At 50.1% G+C, this 16,418-nt stretch carries 10 protein-coding genes; 2 read left to right on the top strand and 8 right to left on the bottom strand.

Annotation, left to right across the window (positions count from 1 at the left end; genetic code table 11):
- Nucleotides 1-228: 228 nt before the first annotated feature.
- The 3 genes from HVZ39_RS15700 to HVZ39_RS15710 form a co-directional block, all read right to left on the bottom strand.
- On the bottom strand, nucleotides 229-1,818 hold the full coding sequence (locus HVZ39_RS15700; RefSeq protein WP_249419357.1) for an S-type pyocin domain-containing protein: 1,590 nt from the start codon (nucleotides 1,816-1,818) through the stop codon (nucleotides 229-231).
- A gap of 676 nt (nucleotides 1,819-2,494) precedes the next feature.
- Nucleotides 2,495-2,941, bottom strand: coding sequence for a hypothetical protein (locus HVZ39_RS15705; RefSeq protein ID WP_181632657.1), 447 nt, complete (start codon nucleotides 2,939-2,941; stop codon nucleotides 2,495-2,497).
- A gap of 4 nt (nucleotides 2,942-2,945) precedes the next feature.
- Nucleotides 2,946-4,469, bottom strand: a complete 1,524-nt coding sequence (locus HVZ39_RS15710; protein ID WP_220137858.1) for an S-type pyocin domain-containing protein — start codon at nucleotides 4,467-4,469, stop codon at nucleotides 2,946-2,948.
- Nucleotides 4,470-5,234: 765 nt separating this feature from the next.
- On the opposite strand from HVZ39_RS15710, the gene HVZ39_RS15715 reads away from it, so the two are divergent.
- Nucleotides 5,235-5,603 (top strand): hypothetical protein, encoded by a 369-nt coding sequence (locus HVZ39_RS15715; protein ID WP_181632658.1) that lies wholly within the window; start codon nucleotides 5,235-5,237, stop codon nucleotides 5,601-5,603.
- A 57-nt stretch (nucleotides 5,604-5,660) separates the two neighbouring features.
- On the opposite strand, the gene phoH is transcribed toward HVZ39_RS15715, so the two are convergent.
- The 5 genes from phoH to putP form a co-directional block, all read right to left on the bottom strand.
- Nucleotides 5,661-6,449: a phosphate starvation-inducible protein PhoH gene (gene phoH / locus HVZ39_RS15720; RefSeq protein WP_016152592.1), complete on the bottom strand. Its 789-nt coding sequence runs from the start codon at nucleotides 6,447-6,449 to the stop codon at nucleotides 5,661-5,663.
- 521 nt (nucleotides 6,450-6,970) lie between these two features.
- Nucleotides 6,971-8,254: an iron uptake transporter deferrochelatase/peroxidase subunit gene (gene efeB, locus HVZ39_RS15725; RefSeq protein ID WP_181632659.1), complete on the bottom strand. Its 1,284-nt coding sequence runs from the start codon at nucleotides 8,252-8,254 to the stop codon at nucleotides 6,971-6,973.
- Nucleotides 8,255-8,259: 5 nt separating this feature from the next.
- Complete coding sequence (efeO, locus tag HVZ39_RS15730) at nucleotides 8,260-9,387, bottom strand: iron uptake system protein EfeO (protein ID WP_181632660.1); 1,128 nt, start codon at nucleotides 9,385-9,387, stop codon at nucleotides 8,260-8,262.
- 58 nt (nucleotides 9,388-9,445) lie between these two features.
- The gene (gene efeU, locus HVZ39_RS15735) at nucleotides 9,446-10,279 is read right to left on the bottom strand and encodes an iron uptake transporter permease EfeU (RefSeq protein WP_019076441.1); all 834 of its coding nucleotides are present in this window, start codon (nucleotides 10,277-10,279) and stop codon (nucleotides 9,446-9,448) included.
- Between the two features lie 214 nt (nucleotides 10,280-10,493).
- Nucleotides 10,494-12,002, bottom strand: coding sequence for a sodium/proline symporter PutP (gene putP, locus HVZ39_RS15740; RefSeq protein WP_016152586.1), 1,509 nt, complete (start codon nucleotides 12,000-12,002; stop codon nucleotides 10,494-10,496).
- Between the two features lie 422 nt (nucleotides 12,003-12,424).
- Here putP and putA point away from each other — a divergent pair, with 422 nt between their 5' ends.
- On the top strand, nucleotides 12,425-16,387 hold the full coding sequence (gene putA, locus HVZ39_RS15745) for a trifunctional transcriptional regulator/proline dehydrogenase/L-glutamate gamma-semialdehyde dehydrogenase (RefSeq protein ID WP_181632661.1): 3,963 nt from the start codon (nucleotides 12,425-12,427) through the stop codon (nucleotides 16,385-16,387).
- The last annotated feature ends 31 nt before the right edge of the window (nucleotides 16,388-16,418 follow it).

The raw sequence follows: 16,418 nt of genomic DNA on the forward strand, positions 1-16,418 counted from the left end.
TAATCATATCGCTGCAAATTTATTTGATGCTGAAAATACGGTTGTATATATGGCAACCATTCGACTACCACGTCATATACACCATCATAGATCTGAGGTTCGTTAGATAGACCAATCTTATCCAAAAAATAAACATTATTATCTAAAACACCTGAAAATTCCTTTCCTTCACCCTCAGATGTTTGTTTGTTGAACCACTGTAATCGTATTTTATAAGACATGCCAACCTCACAAATAACGTTTAATATTCCTACCCTTAACGGCAGGTTTTAATCTAGAGCCAGTTAAATGATCCAAAGAGCCAAGGTGCTCTCCATCACTCGCTCGGTATTCTTCCAATTCACCATGTTGCGAATCCCATTCATAAACCCGTCGTTTCTTCTTGTCCATCCAACGTTCTCGTGTTCCTCCTCCACCTTGTTTAGGTGTGCGACCCTTAACTTCAATCAGATCAGCAATACCCGTTATTTCTTCTGTTTCTGGAGCTGGATGATAAGAATGGCCTTTATCTGGCATTCCTTTTCTTTGGCTCAAATAAACATAAATAGGTAGAATATCTGATATTGGTAGAACAAGAATATAATCCGCAAAATTCTTCTCTTCCGGTGCCGGAGTGGTTGTAGCCTCAATACTGGTATTTTTCGGCAGCGGATCAACAACAACTGGATTAGGTATCCTTACCGGGTTCTGGTTGCCTGTATTTGAAGGAACATTGACACCTGAACTGTCGGGCGTCCAGATGATGGTAATATGCGGATCTTCCTCTGTGGTGAACGTATACGCTTTTCGGCTGCTGTCCCACTCCATTTTGCGCACACGCACCATATCTTTACCGGGTGGTGTATGCCAGCCATGAGGAATCAGATTACCTTTATCGTCCTGCTCCCATGTATAACGCACACGGCTTGGCGCTTCACGCATCTGTTCCAGACGCATCCGGTCAATAAAGTCCTGTTCGCCGTCATTGAGTCTTCCGGGCATCATTCCCATCACGACTGCGGCTATGGGAGCACCGGGACCGCTGGCTGCAATCCTTCCAAGTCCGGTTGCCATCTCACCAAGTTTTACCGCCCACGTTCCTGACGTAATGGCACTTCCACCAATCAGACCGAGGACGCTGGCTCCTTCAACAGCCATTTGAGCATTAGCAGCACTTGTGGCTGCTGCTGTAGCTCGCTGGTATTCAATTTCTTCGTGATTACCGTTCAGCCATTTATACAGGGCGCTCCGCTTCTTCGGTTTTGGTATATCTTCGACAGGATTCTTTTTCTTGGCAGTCTGAGCATGTTGGGGAACATCAGTATCGGATGCTGGATCGGCAGAAGGAAGAGACTGATAAAATGCCAATGAAGCAAAATTAGTATGAGGTTCCTGCTCTTCCCCGGCATCATTACAGCCCTCACCACGAAGGCAGGATTTAGCAAAGACACGATTACGATCACGTTCTTCCGCCAGTCGTTTTTCCTCTGCTTTCTGCTGCTCCTGCTCTTCCCGCAGAGTGACAAGAGCGAGCAATCGCGCCTTTTCTGCCTGCTCTTCGGGCGTATCATCCTTGATATAGCAATCCGGGATTGACTGGATGAACCTTGCCCGGCACGGACAGGAACTGACACTGTCCAGCGTTCCTGCCAGCCTTCTGCCTTCGTCCCATGTATCAGATGTTCCACCCAGAATTTTATACATTCCCGGATGCTTGCCGCACGACACGACGTCACCTTCCCGCGCACCCGCCACACCATACCAGCTTAGCGTTTCATCCCCGGTCAGTATCTTTCCCCCGCGGGTAGTCGGATCACCTACCCGCAGGTAAAACCCCATAGCTCCCATTAGTCTGTTCTCCTGTCCTTAAAGACGTTACCTGACGAAATATCCGGGGGTCAGTTCATTGTTGTATTGACGATCCATTCCCTTTTCCTTGTCATTCCTATGGTTTAGTTGATGCAATACTAATCGATCTGCAATTTGACTTAAAAGCACTTTATCTGTATGTGATTTCAAAAAAATGTCATAGTCTTTATTTCATATTTTTTCGTTGCTATTTTTACTCCTCTTATTAATCTATATAGACACCTTATATTATTTATATTACCAAAAACACTGGACACCTGTAGATTATAAAAAACAGTTTTTCTTTCAGATAAAAACACCAAATAAAAACATAATATCTGATATGGCTTTTAGTCATTTGATAAAAATTTTAAATTTTTTATTGATTTATTAATGTGCATAAATATAAAAATAAACATCCTGTTTTGATAGTCGCCAAACCATTACAAAAAGGAGCACTAAAAGGAAGGTGAAAATGTTGTTTGAAGATAAAATATATAAAATGGAAAGCTATAAAAGTTAAATCCCAAAATATGTAATTAAATGACAACTTAGAAGATCTACGGCCTTCCACTGCTTGCATACTTGAGGAACGTTTGCGAAGCCAGAAATGAAACAGCACAACAAATCTGTTGTGCTGTTTGTATTTAGCAGTTCTCTGCTGACATTATAAAACTTTACCTTCGAGATAATTAATAAATTCATTTACCTCATCAATAGTGGTATACCATTCAGATACTTTTTCGCCATCTGAATATTCTTCATACTCAGCGGCATACTCATTCAATTTATCTGTAGAAAAATCATTTACTTCATCCAGAAATATCATTTTATTCTGAATAATAACTTTTCCTTTTCTGAAATACAGCACCCATGAAAATAAAAAACTTACATCTTTTGGTGAATACATTGAGACAACCAAAGTTGTGTTATTATTCTCACTAACACCTTTCTTCAAAGAATAAAGCCAACTAGTATAATATTGTTTAGCGCTCCAATAACCGACAGGAATCTGCATCCCTTCTTTAAAATCACCGATAATAATTGAGGCTGGCAATACTGTTTCGTTAAACTCAGACTTAATAGCTTTATCTTCTATAAAAATACCAAACATTTTGTTATCCTTTTATTCTATTTAAGTCTTTATCATACGTTCCTAAGCGGACACCCTTTTTACTAAACTTCTTCCATCCATCGGATACATTATGTCCATCGACATCCGGTGTTATATAATCTTTTCCATTAAAAAACGCAGGCTGTCCATGAGAATTGAATGGAGCTTTATTCGGAGCAACTCGTCGATCATAACCAAGCTTCTTAGCTGCTTGCTCTGCATCTTTACCTTTAAGAGTCGAACTAAGGTAAATATAGATCGGTGGAATATCCGATATTGGCAGGATTAGAATATAATCTGCAAAATTCTTTTCTTCCGGTGCAGGGCTGGTTGTAGCCTCAATACGGGTATCTTCCGGCAGCGGATCAACAACAACCGGATTTGGTATCCTTACCGGGTTCTGGTTGCCTGTATTTGAAGGGGCACTGACACCTGAACTATCTGGCGTCCAAATGATTGTTATACGCGGATCTTCCTCTGTAGTAAATGTATATGCTTTTCGGCTACTGTCCCACGCCATTTTGCGCACACGCACCATATCTTTACCGGGTGGTGTATGCCAGCCATGCGGGACAGGATTTCCTTTATCATCCGGTTCCCATGTATAACGCACACGGCTTGGCGCTTCACGCATCTGTTCCAGACGCATCCGGTCAATAAAGTCCTGTTCACCCTCATTGAGCCTGCCGGGCATCATTCCCACTACAATAGCTGCGATGAAAGCACCGGGACCTGCAGCGGCTATTTCTCCAAGGGTTGCCCCCCGAACAGCCCACGTTCCTGACGTAATGGCACTTCCACCTACCAGACCAAGGATACTGGCACCTTCAACAGCCATTTGAGCATTAGCAGCACTTGTCGCTGCAGCCGTTGCCCGCTGATATTCGATTTCTTCGTGATCACCGTTCAGCCATTTATACAGGACACTTCGCTTTTTCGGTTTCGGTATATCATCTACAGGTTTCTTTTTCTTGGCGGTCTGAGCATGTTGGGGAACATCAGTATCGGATGCTGGATCGGCAGAAGGAAGAGACTGATAAAATGCCAATGAAGCAAAATTAGTATGAGGTTCCTGCTCTTCCCCGGCATCATTACAGCCTTCACCACGAAGGCAGGATTTAGCAAAGACACGATTACGATCACGTTCTTCCGCCAGTCGTTTTTCCTCTGCTTTCTGCTGCTCCTGCTCTTCCCGCAGAGTGACAAGAGCGAGCAATCGCGCCTTTTCTGCCTGCTCTTCGGGCGTATCATCCTTGATATAGCAATCCGGGATTGACTGGATGAACCTTGCCCGGCACGGACAGGAACTGACACTGTCCAGCGTTCCTGCCAGCCTTCTGCCTTCGTCCCATGTATCAGATGTTCCACCCAGAATTCTATACGTTCCCGGATGCTTGCCACACGACACGGCGTCACCTTCCCGTGCTCCTGCCACACCATACCAGCTTAACGTTTCATCCCCGGTCAGTATCTTTCCCCCGCAGGTAGTCGGATCACCTACCCGCAGGTAAAACCCCATAGCTCCCATTAGTCTGTACTCCTGTCCTTAAAGACGTTACCTGACGAAATATCCGGGGGTCAGTTCATTGTTGTATTGACGATCCATTCCCTTTTCCTTGTCATTTATACTGTTTAGTTGATGCAATACTAACCGAACTATGATTTGACTTAAAAGTGATGTTTATCATGAGGTAAGAAAATTAAAGACGAAACAACAAAACAGGAATTCAGATAAGGGCATTAATGAAAGGAGGTAATAACTGTAATCTTTAATGCAGATGCTTTCACCACTTTCCAGAATAAGATTTATTCCGCCTTCACTTTCTTCCATATCGGTTGCAATACATGTCATAAAAGGTACTTTTTCGTTTATTTTAAAGACACTTATTATTTTTATGCTTTCCATTATAAGGCGGACAGTTCTCTGGCTTTCTTTGGCATAATCCCCACTATTCTGTAATGCATCCTGTACTGCATAAAATGATGGATTTACGAAAAGATAGCAATACGCCAACGAACAAATAATAATGACAACACATTGTATATAAATAATAATGATTAACGCGAATGATAATGAAAGTAAACATGGCAGCCTCCCTCACTGCCATATTCGAGAAAGAGCTCGTACGCAAGTACGGGCTCTTTTTCGCATGTGACCCGTCCTGAATAGCGTTAACCTGTAGGTCTGATAAGCATCGCGCTATCAAGCATCATCCCCCGCCCCGTTGCACATTATCCAATCCACTCTTATGCTGTAACAACCGCTTTCTCAAGCAATCAGGAAAATAACGGCATGTTAAACATAGAAGGAACTTTGCTGGATGAGCTCATGTCGCAGGCAGACGAAGCAGGATTTATTCCGTTGAAGGTTTTCTCGCGAAAAATCCTCAAACGTACACCGAATGAAATAAATACGTTTTTCGATCCTGACAGCCGATTCTACGAAGAGTATCAGCGAACGGTTATTTGTAACGTCAGGCATAACGTCACCATTAAAAAAACCTACACCAGCAATGGGATCTTACGAAAAGAAACTACGTTAGGTGGGATTTATAAGGATGACCTACTGACCTTTCTGGCACAAGCGCTAAAGAAAATAAACGAAAATAACCAGTTGTTTGACCAGGCCTGCGCCAACTACTGGAGCAGCAAAAGAAAGTAATCTGCTGACGTCAAATAACAAAGCCCGGTTTCCCGGGCCTTGAAGACGGAGTACTTATCAGTTGTAAGCATTGAGCGTCCGCTGACAGAGTGCCGAACGGACGCAATCGTCTTTATTGAAACGAACAATCCCAACCATATCATCTTCTTCGAAACGGGCCAGCGCATCGCTTAGCCCTGAGCGAACGTGGGCGGGTAGATCGCACTGGGTCACATCCCCGTTCACAATCACCGTCACATTCTCTCCGAGGCGAGTCAAAAACATCTTCATCTGTGCTGCAGTAACATTCTGAGCCTCGTCAAGAATGACCACTGCATTTTCAAATGTGCGTCCACGCATATAGGCGAATGGCGCGATTTCCACCTTACCAATCTCAGGCCGCAGGCAATATTGCATGAAGGAGGCGCCCAGACGTTTCACCAGCACGTCATACACTGGACGAAAATAAGGCGCAAACTTCTCGGAAACATCTCCAGGTAAGAAGCCGAGGTCTTCATCAGCTTGCAGAACTGGACGGGTTACAATGATCCTGTCCACGTCTTTGTGGATCAGGGCCTCTGCTGCTTTTGCCGCGCTGATCCAGGTTTTACCACACCCGGCTTCACCGGTAGCGAAGATCAGCTGTTTACTCTCGATAGCATTCAGGTACTGGGCCTGAGCTTCATTCCGCGCCGTGATTGGCGTGGCGTCGCGACTATCACGCGCCATACCAATCGCTTCTACGCCGCCCATCTGCACAAGCGAGGTGACCGATTCATCTTCACGTTGTTTATGGCTACGCGAATCCCGCCTCAGCACACGTTTTGCTTCACGACGAGCTTTGATCACTGCTTTTTGTCTTCCCATGGATAGCACCTTGAGTTGTAGGTATACATCACACGCGCCGTTGGCGGCACGATTATGCGCACGAACATCTGAGGGTTGGCTTCCTTGTAAGCCATTGCTTGCTTTCGGATAAGACGCCACACACGGCTACGCGCACCGTACAAGGTGTCAGTTACGAAGATAAGAAGTGAAAGGGAGAGAGATTTAGCGGTGACGAGGTGGCTACCGGAAGATAAACGTCCGCGTAACGTACGGCAGCTACTGTGAAAAATGTGTCCAATACAGGACTTTTCCATCGCGATCTCCATAGTGAACGACTATCACCGCCGGGAACTACCGCTGTTTCTTATAATTACATCATAATCCTTCGTTAATGCAACAATATTTTTACTTACTGTTAACTTAAATTCTGTCTAATCACCAGAGACAGTCTCTTGCAGAGAGATGACAGAATTATTTCAGTCTCGTACCGATCATAAAAAATAATTTGTTCATTCATACAGATGTCAGGAAAAGCCCCGCTGTACAACGGGGCGTAATCATCAGGCTTCGAGGAGAGACTGTCCCAGATATTGATCTGCGGTTTTGACACCCGGCAAAGCAAAGAAGTAGCCCCCACCAATTGGTTTGACATACTCTTCCAGCGCTTCACCGTTGAGGCGTTTCTGCACAGCCAAAAAGCCTTTTTCCAGATCGTGTTGATAGCAGACAAACAACAGTCCCATATCCAGTTGACCGGATGGGGTCACACCGAGCGAATAGCTGTAGCCACGGCGCATCATCAGGCTGGACTCGGTCTCTTTCGTGCGCGGATTCGCCAGGCGGATATGACTGTCAAGCGCAATCACCTCACCTTCGGGATCGCTGGCATAGTCAGGCACATCGTGCTCGTGCTGCATACCCAGCGGCGCGCCGGTGTGTTTATCTCGACCAAATATCGTTTGTTGCTCTTTCAGCGGCGTACGATCCCAGAACTCGACGCGAAACTGAATGAGCCTGACGGCCTGATAGCTACCACCTTGCGCCCAGACAGGTTCGCCCTGTCCGTCCGTAACCCACACCACATCCTGCATCAACTTCGTATCCGTCGCGTCCGGATTCGCGGTGCCGTCCTTAAAGCCAAGCAAGTTGACCGGGGTCTCTTTGCCTTTGCTGCGCGCGGCATGGTCGGAAATAAACCCTTCACGTTTCCAGCGCACGCTAAGGAGATCGGGCGTATGTTTAATGATATCGCGCAGCGCATGGATAACGGTGTCCTGCGTGTTGGCACAAATCTGCAGCAGCAAATCACCATGGCACAGCGCCGCATCCAGCGAATCATTCGGGAAGCGGGTCATTTTTTGCAGCTTTTTCGGCATCTGCGATATCAGGCCATAACGTTCATCAAATAGCGAGGCGCCGACTGACAACGTCATCGTCAGGTTGTCTGGCGCAATGTATGCGCCGAGGATACCGGAATCCATAGGGGGTAAACGCGGGTTCGGCGTATCCGGCGCCGGCCCGCCCGTGGTCAGAAACGCAAATCGGGTGGTCAGCAAGCGGAACAAGCGTTCCAGATCAGCCTTATCGCTGGCGAGAACATCGAACGCCACCAGCATCATCGATGCCTGCTGTGGCGTCAGGATCCCTGCCTGATGCTGACCATAAAACGGCTGCACTTCACTACGCGCATCAGGGGACAGCGTTCCCGGCGCGCTTTGTGGTTTTTGCGCGTGGGCAACCGGACATCCACCCGCCAGCGCCAGCGCCCCACCCAGGGCGCCCATCCCTTTCAGTAAACGTCGGCGTGAAGGTTCGCTCACGCCGTTTTCATTATCTTGCTGCATTTTGCTTAATCCAGACCCAGAACACCGCGTAATTGCGACAAGTCTTCCGCCAGCGTCGTGATTGGCCCTTTCAGCGCATTGCGATCGGCGTCGGTCAGTTTGTCATAGGTTTCAAAACCGTCTTTGGTACGGTACTTGCTCAGAATGGTATCGACTTTTTTGAAGTTCGCATCCACCTTCGCCAACAGCTCAGCATTGGATTTTTGTAACTGAGGGCGCAGGAGATCGACGATTTTCTGCGCGCCATCGATATTGGCCTGGAAATCCCACAGATCGGTATGGCTGTAGCGATCCTCTTCTCCGCTAATTTTGCTGGCAGCGACTTCTTCAATCAGTCCTGCTGCCCCGCCAACCACTTTTGACGGTGGGAAGGCCAGTTCGCTAATACGCGTTTGCAGGTCAAGAACATCGCTGTTTAATTGGTCGGCATACTTGTCCATGCCTTTGGTGGTGTTGTCGCCGAACAACGCTTTCTCCAGGCGGTGGAAGCCGGTGAATTTAGGATCGGCGGCTTTTTGCTCATAATCATCTTCACGCGCATCGATGCTACCGTCGAGATCGGAGAACAGTTCAGCAATCGGTTCAATACGCTCATAATGCTGACGGGTTGGCGCATACAGCGATTTCGCTTTTTCCAGATCGCCAGCTTTAATCGCATCGGTGAATGCTTTGGCGCCCGCAACCAGTTGTGCAGTTTCGGCTGTCACATAAGCTTTGTATTCAGTAATCGCGCCACTTAGGCTCAGCAGAGCATCGCCCTGCGCGGCATCCGCCGTTGCGCTACCTTTTACAATGAGTTTACCTTTCGGGTTGGTCAACAGACCGCAGGTCATATCATATTCACCAGGCTGCAGGTTAGCTGTCATTTTCTGGCTAAAGCCCGGCGCAATGTTTTCACGTTCTTCAACCACCATAACCCCTTTAAGGATCTCCCACTCCAGCGCTTTCTGGCTGTGGTTCTGGATGATGAACTGCGTTTTCCCAGCGTTAACCGTGATCGTCATCGGCTCACACTGTTTGTCGTTAACCGTGACTTTCACCTGCGGAATATCGGCGGCTTGTGCAGAAAAAGCGGAGGCAAACAGCGCGGCAATACCCAACTGCAGCGCACTACGGCGAAAATTAAACGTCATAACCTATCCCTATAAATAAGTATGTTGTAACTAATGAGTATTCTGCATCGCGTTTTTATCAGGGTGCGGTACGCGATGCCGTAGTGCCTGAACGCGGCGGCAGTGCAAACATAATCAATGCCGGAATCAGGTAGATAAACCAAATGGCGACTTCACTGACGCTCGGCGCTTCCTGATAGCCGAAAATACCTTCCATCAATGTGCCAAACAGCGAATGCGTTGAAAGCACGCTGCTCATGTCAAACGCCACATCCTGAAAATGATTCCATAACCCGGCTTCGTGGAACGCGCGGATGGCCCCAGCGGCAAGACCAGCGGCCACCAGCAAAATGAACAGGCTGGTCCATTTGAAGAATGCCCCGAGGTTGAGGCGAATGCCGCCGAGGTAAATCAGGTAACCCAGTACTACTGCGGTGGCCAGCCCCAGCATCGCACCTAACGGTGGCCAAATGCCTACATCCTGCTGGAATGCCGCCAGCAGGAAGAACACCGATTCCAGCCCTTCACGGGCAACGGCAAAAAAGACCATCATTACCAGCGCCCAGCCGTGATGATTGCCGCGTTGCAACGCGTTATCGACAGCCTGTTCAAGCTGGACTTTGACGTTGCGCGAAACTTTACGCATCCAGAACACCATCCAGGTGAGGATCACCACGGCAATGACCGCCACGATGCCTTCAAACAGCTCCTGTTCCTTTTGCGGAAATTCACCGGTGGTTTCATTGATGAAAACGCCTAACGCCAGACATAACGCCGCCGCCAGCAGAACACCAATCCACATCACACCAATCCATCGACCACGCTGAGTCCGTTTCAGGTAGCTGGCAATCAGGCTGACTATCAGCGCGGCCTCTAACCCTTCGCGCAACATAATAAGAAATGGAACAAACATGCGAAGAACCCTTAAACGTTATTCTCAGTCAATTGATGAAAAGAAAAGTAAATTACAGTGATAGTGATTATCATTACAGTAAAGAAAAACTCAAGCAGAATGTTTTGAGAATGATGACTTAATGTAAACAGTTAGGCGGGTAACGATTAGGGCGGTTTTGCAGCGTGGACAAATAAAAAAGCCCGCACGCGGCGGGCTTAAGGAGCTAGGCGGATTACTCTGCCTGTAAACGCGATGGCGGAGCTGTGTGATAATGCGCATCAGCCTCGGCAAAACGTTGCTGCATAGCGGCTGAAGGCGCTTTACCCAACAGGCTGAAGACCACAATACCGATGCTGCCGAAAATAAAGCCCGGGATGATTTCATACAGACCCAACCAGGCAAACTGCTTCCAGACGATTACCGTCACCGCACCGATGAGCATCCCCGCCAGCGCGCCGTTACGCGTCATACGCGACCACATTACGGAGAACAGGACCACCGGACCAAACGCCGCGCCAAAGCCGGCCCAGGCGTAGCTTACCAGACCAAGCACACGGTTCTCCGGGTTCGCCGCCAGCGCGATAGACACCAGCGCCACAACCAGCACCATGATGCGACCAATCCATACCAGCTCTTTCTGGCTGGCATTTTTACGCAGGAACGCTTTATACAAGTCTTCGGTGATTGCGCTGGAGCACACCAGCAGTTGGCAGCTCAGAGTCGACATCACCGCAGCGAGGATCGCAGACAGCAGAATACCGGCAATCCACGGGTTGAACAGGATTTGCGCCAGTTCAATAAACACGCGTTCGGCGTTCTGGTTAACGGCACCGGCAAGCTGTGGGTTGTTGTTAAAGTAAGCGATACCAAAGAAGCCAACGGCAACTGCACCTGCCAGACACAGGATCATCCAGGTCATACTGATGCGGCGAGCATGAACAATGCTATGGTGAGAATCAGCCGCCATAAAGCGCGCCAGAATATGCGGCTGCCCGAAGTAGCCCAGACCCCAGCCCATCAGGGAAATAATGGCAACAAAATTCAGCCCTTTGAACATGTCCACGTTCTCAATGCTCTTTTGTTTAATCACTTCCAGCGAATCGTCAAACCCACCCACGCCAATGACTACCATTACCGGCGTCAGGATCAGGGCGAAGATCATCAGGCTGGCCTGGACGGTATCGGTCCAGCTTACCGCCAGGAAACCACCGATAAAGGTATAAATAATCGTCGCGGCCGCCCCTGCCCACAGCGCTGTTTCGTAACTCATGCCAAAGGTGCTTTCAAACAGACGCGCCCCTGCCACAATACCGGAAGCACAATAGATGGTGAAAAACAGCAGAATAACCAGCGCGGAGATAATACGCAGAATTCGGCTTTTATCTTCAAAGCGACCGGTAAAATAATCCGGTAACGTCAGCGCATTGTTATTGTATTCGGTATGCACGCGTAAACGTCCGGCCACCAGTTTCCAGTTGATCCACGCGCCCAAAATAAGGCCAATAGCGATCCAGCTTTCTGAAATCCCCGACAGGAAAATCGCGCCAGGCAGACCCATCAGCAACCAGCCGCTCATGTCAGATGCCCCGGCGGATAACGCGGTCACAAATGGACCCAGACTGCGTCCACCCAGAATGTAATCGTCAAAGTTTTTGGTTGAACGCCATGCAATAAACCCTATCAATATCATGCCGAAAATATAGACACAGAATGTCACTAACATCGGTGTGCTAATAGCCATCAAAACTCTCCAAAATTATGTATCAGCAATGCCGTGGCTTGCCGTTTTATTACCCTGCCGGAACGTGGCAAAGATATCTATGTTTACCATGGCGACCGTATCCTGCCGGAAGCGATGGTCATTCACAATCGATTTAACACACCATTTACATCAAATTTGATCCAGAGTAGACAGCATTTTTCTGTAGGTTGCACTCTCTCACACTTTTTTCGGTTGCACCTTTTAAAAGTGTTAACTACCGCAGAGAAAAAGATTCGGCAACTTTTATAGTCCCCGTCAAAACACTCACGTTTATTAACATTTCATTCATTTCCAAGCTTGCAAACCAAGTCACATTTAACACGGTTGCACAAAGTTGCAACATAGTGGATATTTCTCGGTAACTATCAGACCCGTATTTCAGTACAACAGGAGTAAACGGCATGGGAACCACCACGATGGGGGTTAAGCTGGATGACGCCACTCGCGAGCGTATTAAAACAGCAGCATCACGAATCGATCGCACGCCACATTGGCTGATCAAACAAGCCATTTTTAATTATCTCGAAAGACTGGAAAATGACGACGCGCTTCCTGAACTACCGGCCCTGCTGGCGGGTGCTGCGAATGAGGGCGATGAGTCGACCACGTTGCAAAATGAAGCGCATCAGCCTTTCCTGGAATTTGCTGAACAGATCCTGCCGCAGTCAGTTTCCCGCGCGGCAATCACCGCCGCTTACCGCCGCGCCGAAACCGACGCCGTACCGATGCTAATGGAGCAGGCTCGTCTGCCGCAGCCTATCGCCGAGCAGGCGCATAAGCTGGCATACGATCTGGCAGACAAACTACGTAACCAGAAGACCGCCAGCGGTCGCGCCGGGATGGTACAAGGTTTATTGCAGGAATTCTCCCTTTCTTCGCAGGAAGGCGTCGCGCTGATGTGTCTGGCCGAAGCCTTGCTGCGTATTCCAGATAAAGCGACCCGCGATGCGTTAATCCGCGACAAGATCAGCAACGGTAACTGGCAGTCGCACATTGGCCGCAGCCCATCCCTGTTCGTCAACGCGGCGACCTGGGGGCTGTTGTTTACCGGTCGTCTGGTTTCTACGCATAACGAAGCCAGCCTCTCACGCTCACTCAACCGTATTATCGGCAAGAGCGGTGAGCCGCTAGTGCGTAAAGGCGTCGACATGGCCATGCGCTTGATGGGCGAGCAGTTTGTCACCGGGGAGACCATCGCTGAAGCGCTGGCTAACGCGCGTAAACTGGAAGAAAAAGGCTTCCGTTACTCCTATGACATGCTGGGCGAAGCGGCCCTGACCGCCGCCGATGCACAGGCTTATATGGTTTCATACCAGCAGGCGATCCACGCCATTGGTAAAGCCTCTAACGGGCGCGGTATCTACGAAGGGCCAGGCATTTCTATCAAGCTGTCGGCACTGCATCCGCGTTACAGCCGTGCGCAGTACGATCGCGTGATGGATGAACTCTATCCTCGTCTGAAATCGCTTACTCTGCTGGCACGTCAGTACGACATCGGCATTAATATCGACGCCGAAGAGGCTGACCGACTGGAGATCTCCCTCGATCTGCTGGAAAAACTGTGCTTTGAACCCGAACTGGCAGGCTGGAACGGGATCGGTTTTGTTATCCAGGCCTACCAGAAGCGCTGCCCGTATGTTATCGACTACCTGATTGACCTCGCCACGCGCAGCCGCCGCCGCCTGATGATCCGTCTGGTTAAGGGCGCCTACTGGGATAGCGAAATTAAACGTGCCCAGATGGACGGTCTGGAAGGTTATCCGGTCTACACCCGTAAGGTGTACACCGACGTGTCTTACCTGGCCTGTGCGAAAAAACTGCTTGCCGTACCGAATCTGATCTACCCGCAGTTCGCCACCCACAACGCCCATACGCTGGCGGCGATTTATCAGTTAGCCGGTCAAAACTACTATCCGGGTCAGTACGAGTTCCAGTGCCTTCACGGCATGGGCGAACCGCTGTATGAGCAGGTCACCGGCAAAGTTGCGGATGGCAAACTGAATCGTCCATGCCGCATTTATGCACCGGTCGGCACGCACGAAACGCTGCTGGCGTACCTGGTGCGTCGTCTGCTGGAAAACGGCGCCAACACCTCGTTCGTCAACCGCATTGCCGACACGACACTGCCGCTGGATGAACTGGTTGCCGATCCGGTCGAGGCTGTTGAAAAACTGGCGCAGCAAGAAGGTCAGGCCGGTCTGCCGCATCCGAAGATTGCCCTGCCGCGTGACCTGTACGGTAAAGGCCGCGAAAACTCAGGCGGGCTGGATTTAGCTAACGAACATCGTCTGGCCTCGCTGTCCTCTGCCCTGCTCAACAGCGCGCTACAAAAATGGCACGCTAAACCCATTCTGGAGCACCCGGTTGCTGACGGCGAAATGACGCCAGTCGTTAACCCGGCCGAGCCGAAAGACATTGTCGGTTACGTGCGTGAGGCGACTCACGCTGAAGTAGAACAGGCGTTACAGAACGCAGCGAATAACGCGCCGATCTGGTTCGCCACACCGCCACAAGAGCGCGCCGCCATTTTGCATCGTGCCGCCGTTCTGATGGAAGGTCAGATGCAGCAGCTGATTGGCATCCTGGTACGCGAAGCGGGTAAAACCTTCAGCAACGCCATTGCGGAAGTGCGCGAAGCGGTAGACTTCCTGCATTATTATGCCGGTCAGGTTCGCGATGATTTCGATAATGAAACCCATCGACCGTTAGGACCCGTGGTTTGTATCAGCCCATGGAACTTCCCGCTGGCCATTTTCACCGGGCAGATTGCCGCCGCGCTGGCGGCGGGTAACAGCGTGCTGGCGAAACCGGCGGAACAAACCCCGTTAATTGCCGCCCAGGGCATCGCTATTTTGCTCGAAGCGGGTGTACCGCCGGGCGTGGTGCAACTGTTGCCTGGTCAGGGTGAAACCGTCGGGGCGCAGCTCACTTCCGATGAGCGCGTACGCGGCGTCATGTTTACCGGCTCAACGGAAGTCGCCACGCTGTTGCAACGCAATATTGCCACCCGCCTTGATGCTCAGGGGCGTCCAATCCCGCTTATCGCCGAAACCGGTGGGATGAACGCAATGATTGTCGACTCCTCCGCGTTGACGGAACAGGTCGTGGTCGACGTTCTGGCTTCAGCGTTTGACAGCGCCGGACAGCGCTGCTCCGCGCTGCGCGTCCTGTGTCTGCAGGATGATGTAGCCGACCATACGCTGAAAATGCTGCGCGGCGCGATGGCGGAATGTCGCATGGGTAATCCAGGTCGCCTGACCACCGATATTGGGCCGGTAATTGATGAAGAAGCCAAAACCAATATTGAACGCCATATTCAGGCCATGCGCGCCAAAGGACGTCCGGTGTTTCAGGCCGTGCGCGAAAACAGCGACGATGCGCGTGAATGGCAAACCGGTACCTTTATTGCTCCGACGCTGATCGAGCTGGAAAGCTTCGACGAATTACAAAAAGAAGTGTTTGGTCCGGTACTGCACGTCGTGCGCTACACCCGTAACAATCTGGGCAACCTGATTGAGCAAATTAATGCCTCCGGCTACGGCCTGACGCTGGGCGTACACACCCGTATCGATGAAACCATCGCCCAGGTCACAGGATCGGCACACGTGGGGAACCTGTACGTTAACCGCAATATGGTCGGCGCCGTCGTCGGCGTGCAGCCATTCGGTGGCGAAGGCTTGTCTGGTACCGGGCCAAAAGCAGGTGGACCGCTGTATCTGTATCGCCTGCTGGCTAACCGCCCAGAAAATGCATTAGGCATTACGCTGGCCCGTCAGGATGCCGACTACCCGGTCGATGCGCAGCTTAAAGCTGCACTCGTTCAGCCGCTGGAAGCGCTCAGCGAATGGGCAACCGATCGACCCTCGCTGCAGGCGCTCTGCCAGCAGTTTGGCGAACTGGCGCAGGCCGGTACTCAGCGTCTGCTGCCAGGACCCACTGGCGAGCGCAATACCTGGACGCTGTTGCCGCGTGAACGCGTACTGTGTATCGCCGATGATGAACAGGACGCGCTGGTACAGGTTGCCGCTGTGGCTTCCGTTGGTAGCTTAATCCTGTGGCCAGATGATGCGTTCCATCGTGAGCTGGCAAAACGTCTGCCAGCCGCCGTCTCCGGGCGCATTCAGTTTGCCAAAGCGGACAACATCACTACGCAGCCGTTTGATGCCGTTATTTTCCACGGCGATTCCGACCAACTGCGTTCACTGTGCGAAGCGGTAGCTGCCCGCGAAGGGGTGATTGTATCAGTCCAGGGTTTTGCCCGTGGCGAAAGCAATATTCTGCTGGAGAGGCTGTACATTGAACGCTCCCTGAGCGTCAATACCGCCGCTGCCGGGGGGAACGCCAGCCTGATGACAATCGGCTAAGGTTGTGGTTAATTAAGGCTCCGGTAACGGG

The organism is Citrobacter sp. RHB35-C21, assembly GCF_013816515.1.
Classification (GTDB): Bacteria; Pseudomonadota; Gammaproteobacteria; order Enterobacterales; family Enterobacteriaceae; genus Citrobacter; species Citrobacter braakii.

Coding starts and splice junctions, on each gene's coding strand:
- putA (WP_181632661.1), top strand. CDS start 12,425: ATGGGAACCACCACGATGGGGGTTAAGCTGGATGACGCCACTCGCGAG.
- HVZ39_RS15700 (WP_249419357.1), bottom strand. CDS start 1,818: ATGGGGTTTTACCTGCGGGTAGGTGATCCGACTACCCGCGGGGGAAAG.
- efeO (WP_181632660.1), bottom strand. CDS start 9,387: ATGACGTTTAATTTTCGCCGTAGTGCGCTGCAGTTGGGTATTGCCGCG.
- putP (WP_016152586.1), bottom strand. CDS start 12,002: ATGGCTATTAGCACACCGATGTTAGTGACATTCTGTGTCTATATTTTC.
- efeB (WP_181632659.1), bottom strand. CDS start 8,254: ATGCAGCAAGATAATGAAAACGGCGTGAGCGAACCTTCACGCCGACGT.
- HVZ39_RS15710 (WP_220137858.1), bottom strand. CDS start 4,469: ATGGGAGCTATGGGGTTTTACCTGCGGGTAGGTGATCCGACTACCTGC.
- phoH (WP_016152592.1), bottom strand. CDS start 6,449: ATGGGAAGACAAAAAGCAGTGATCAAAGCTCGTCGTGAAGCAAAACGT.
- HVZ39_RS15715 (WP_181632658.1), top strand. CDS start 5,235: ATGTTAAACATAGAAGGAACTTTGCTGGATGAGCTCATGTCGCAGGCA.
- HVZ39_RS15705 (WP_181632657.1), bottom strand. CDS start 2,941: ATGTTTGGTATTTTTATAGAAGATAAAGCTATTAAGTCTGAGTTTAAC.
- efeU (WP_019076441.1), bottom strand. CDS start 10,279: ATGTTTGTTCCATTTCTTATTATGTTGCGCGAAGGGTTAGAGGCCGCG.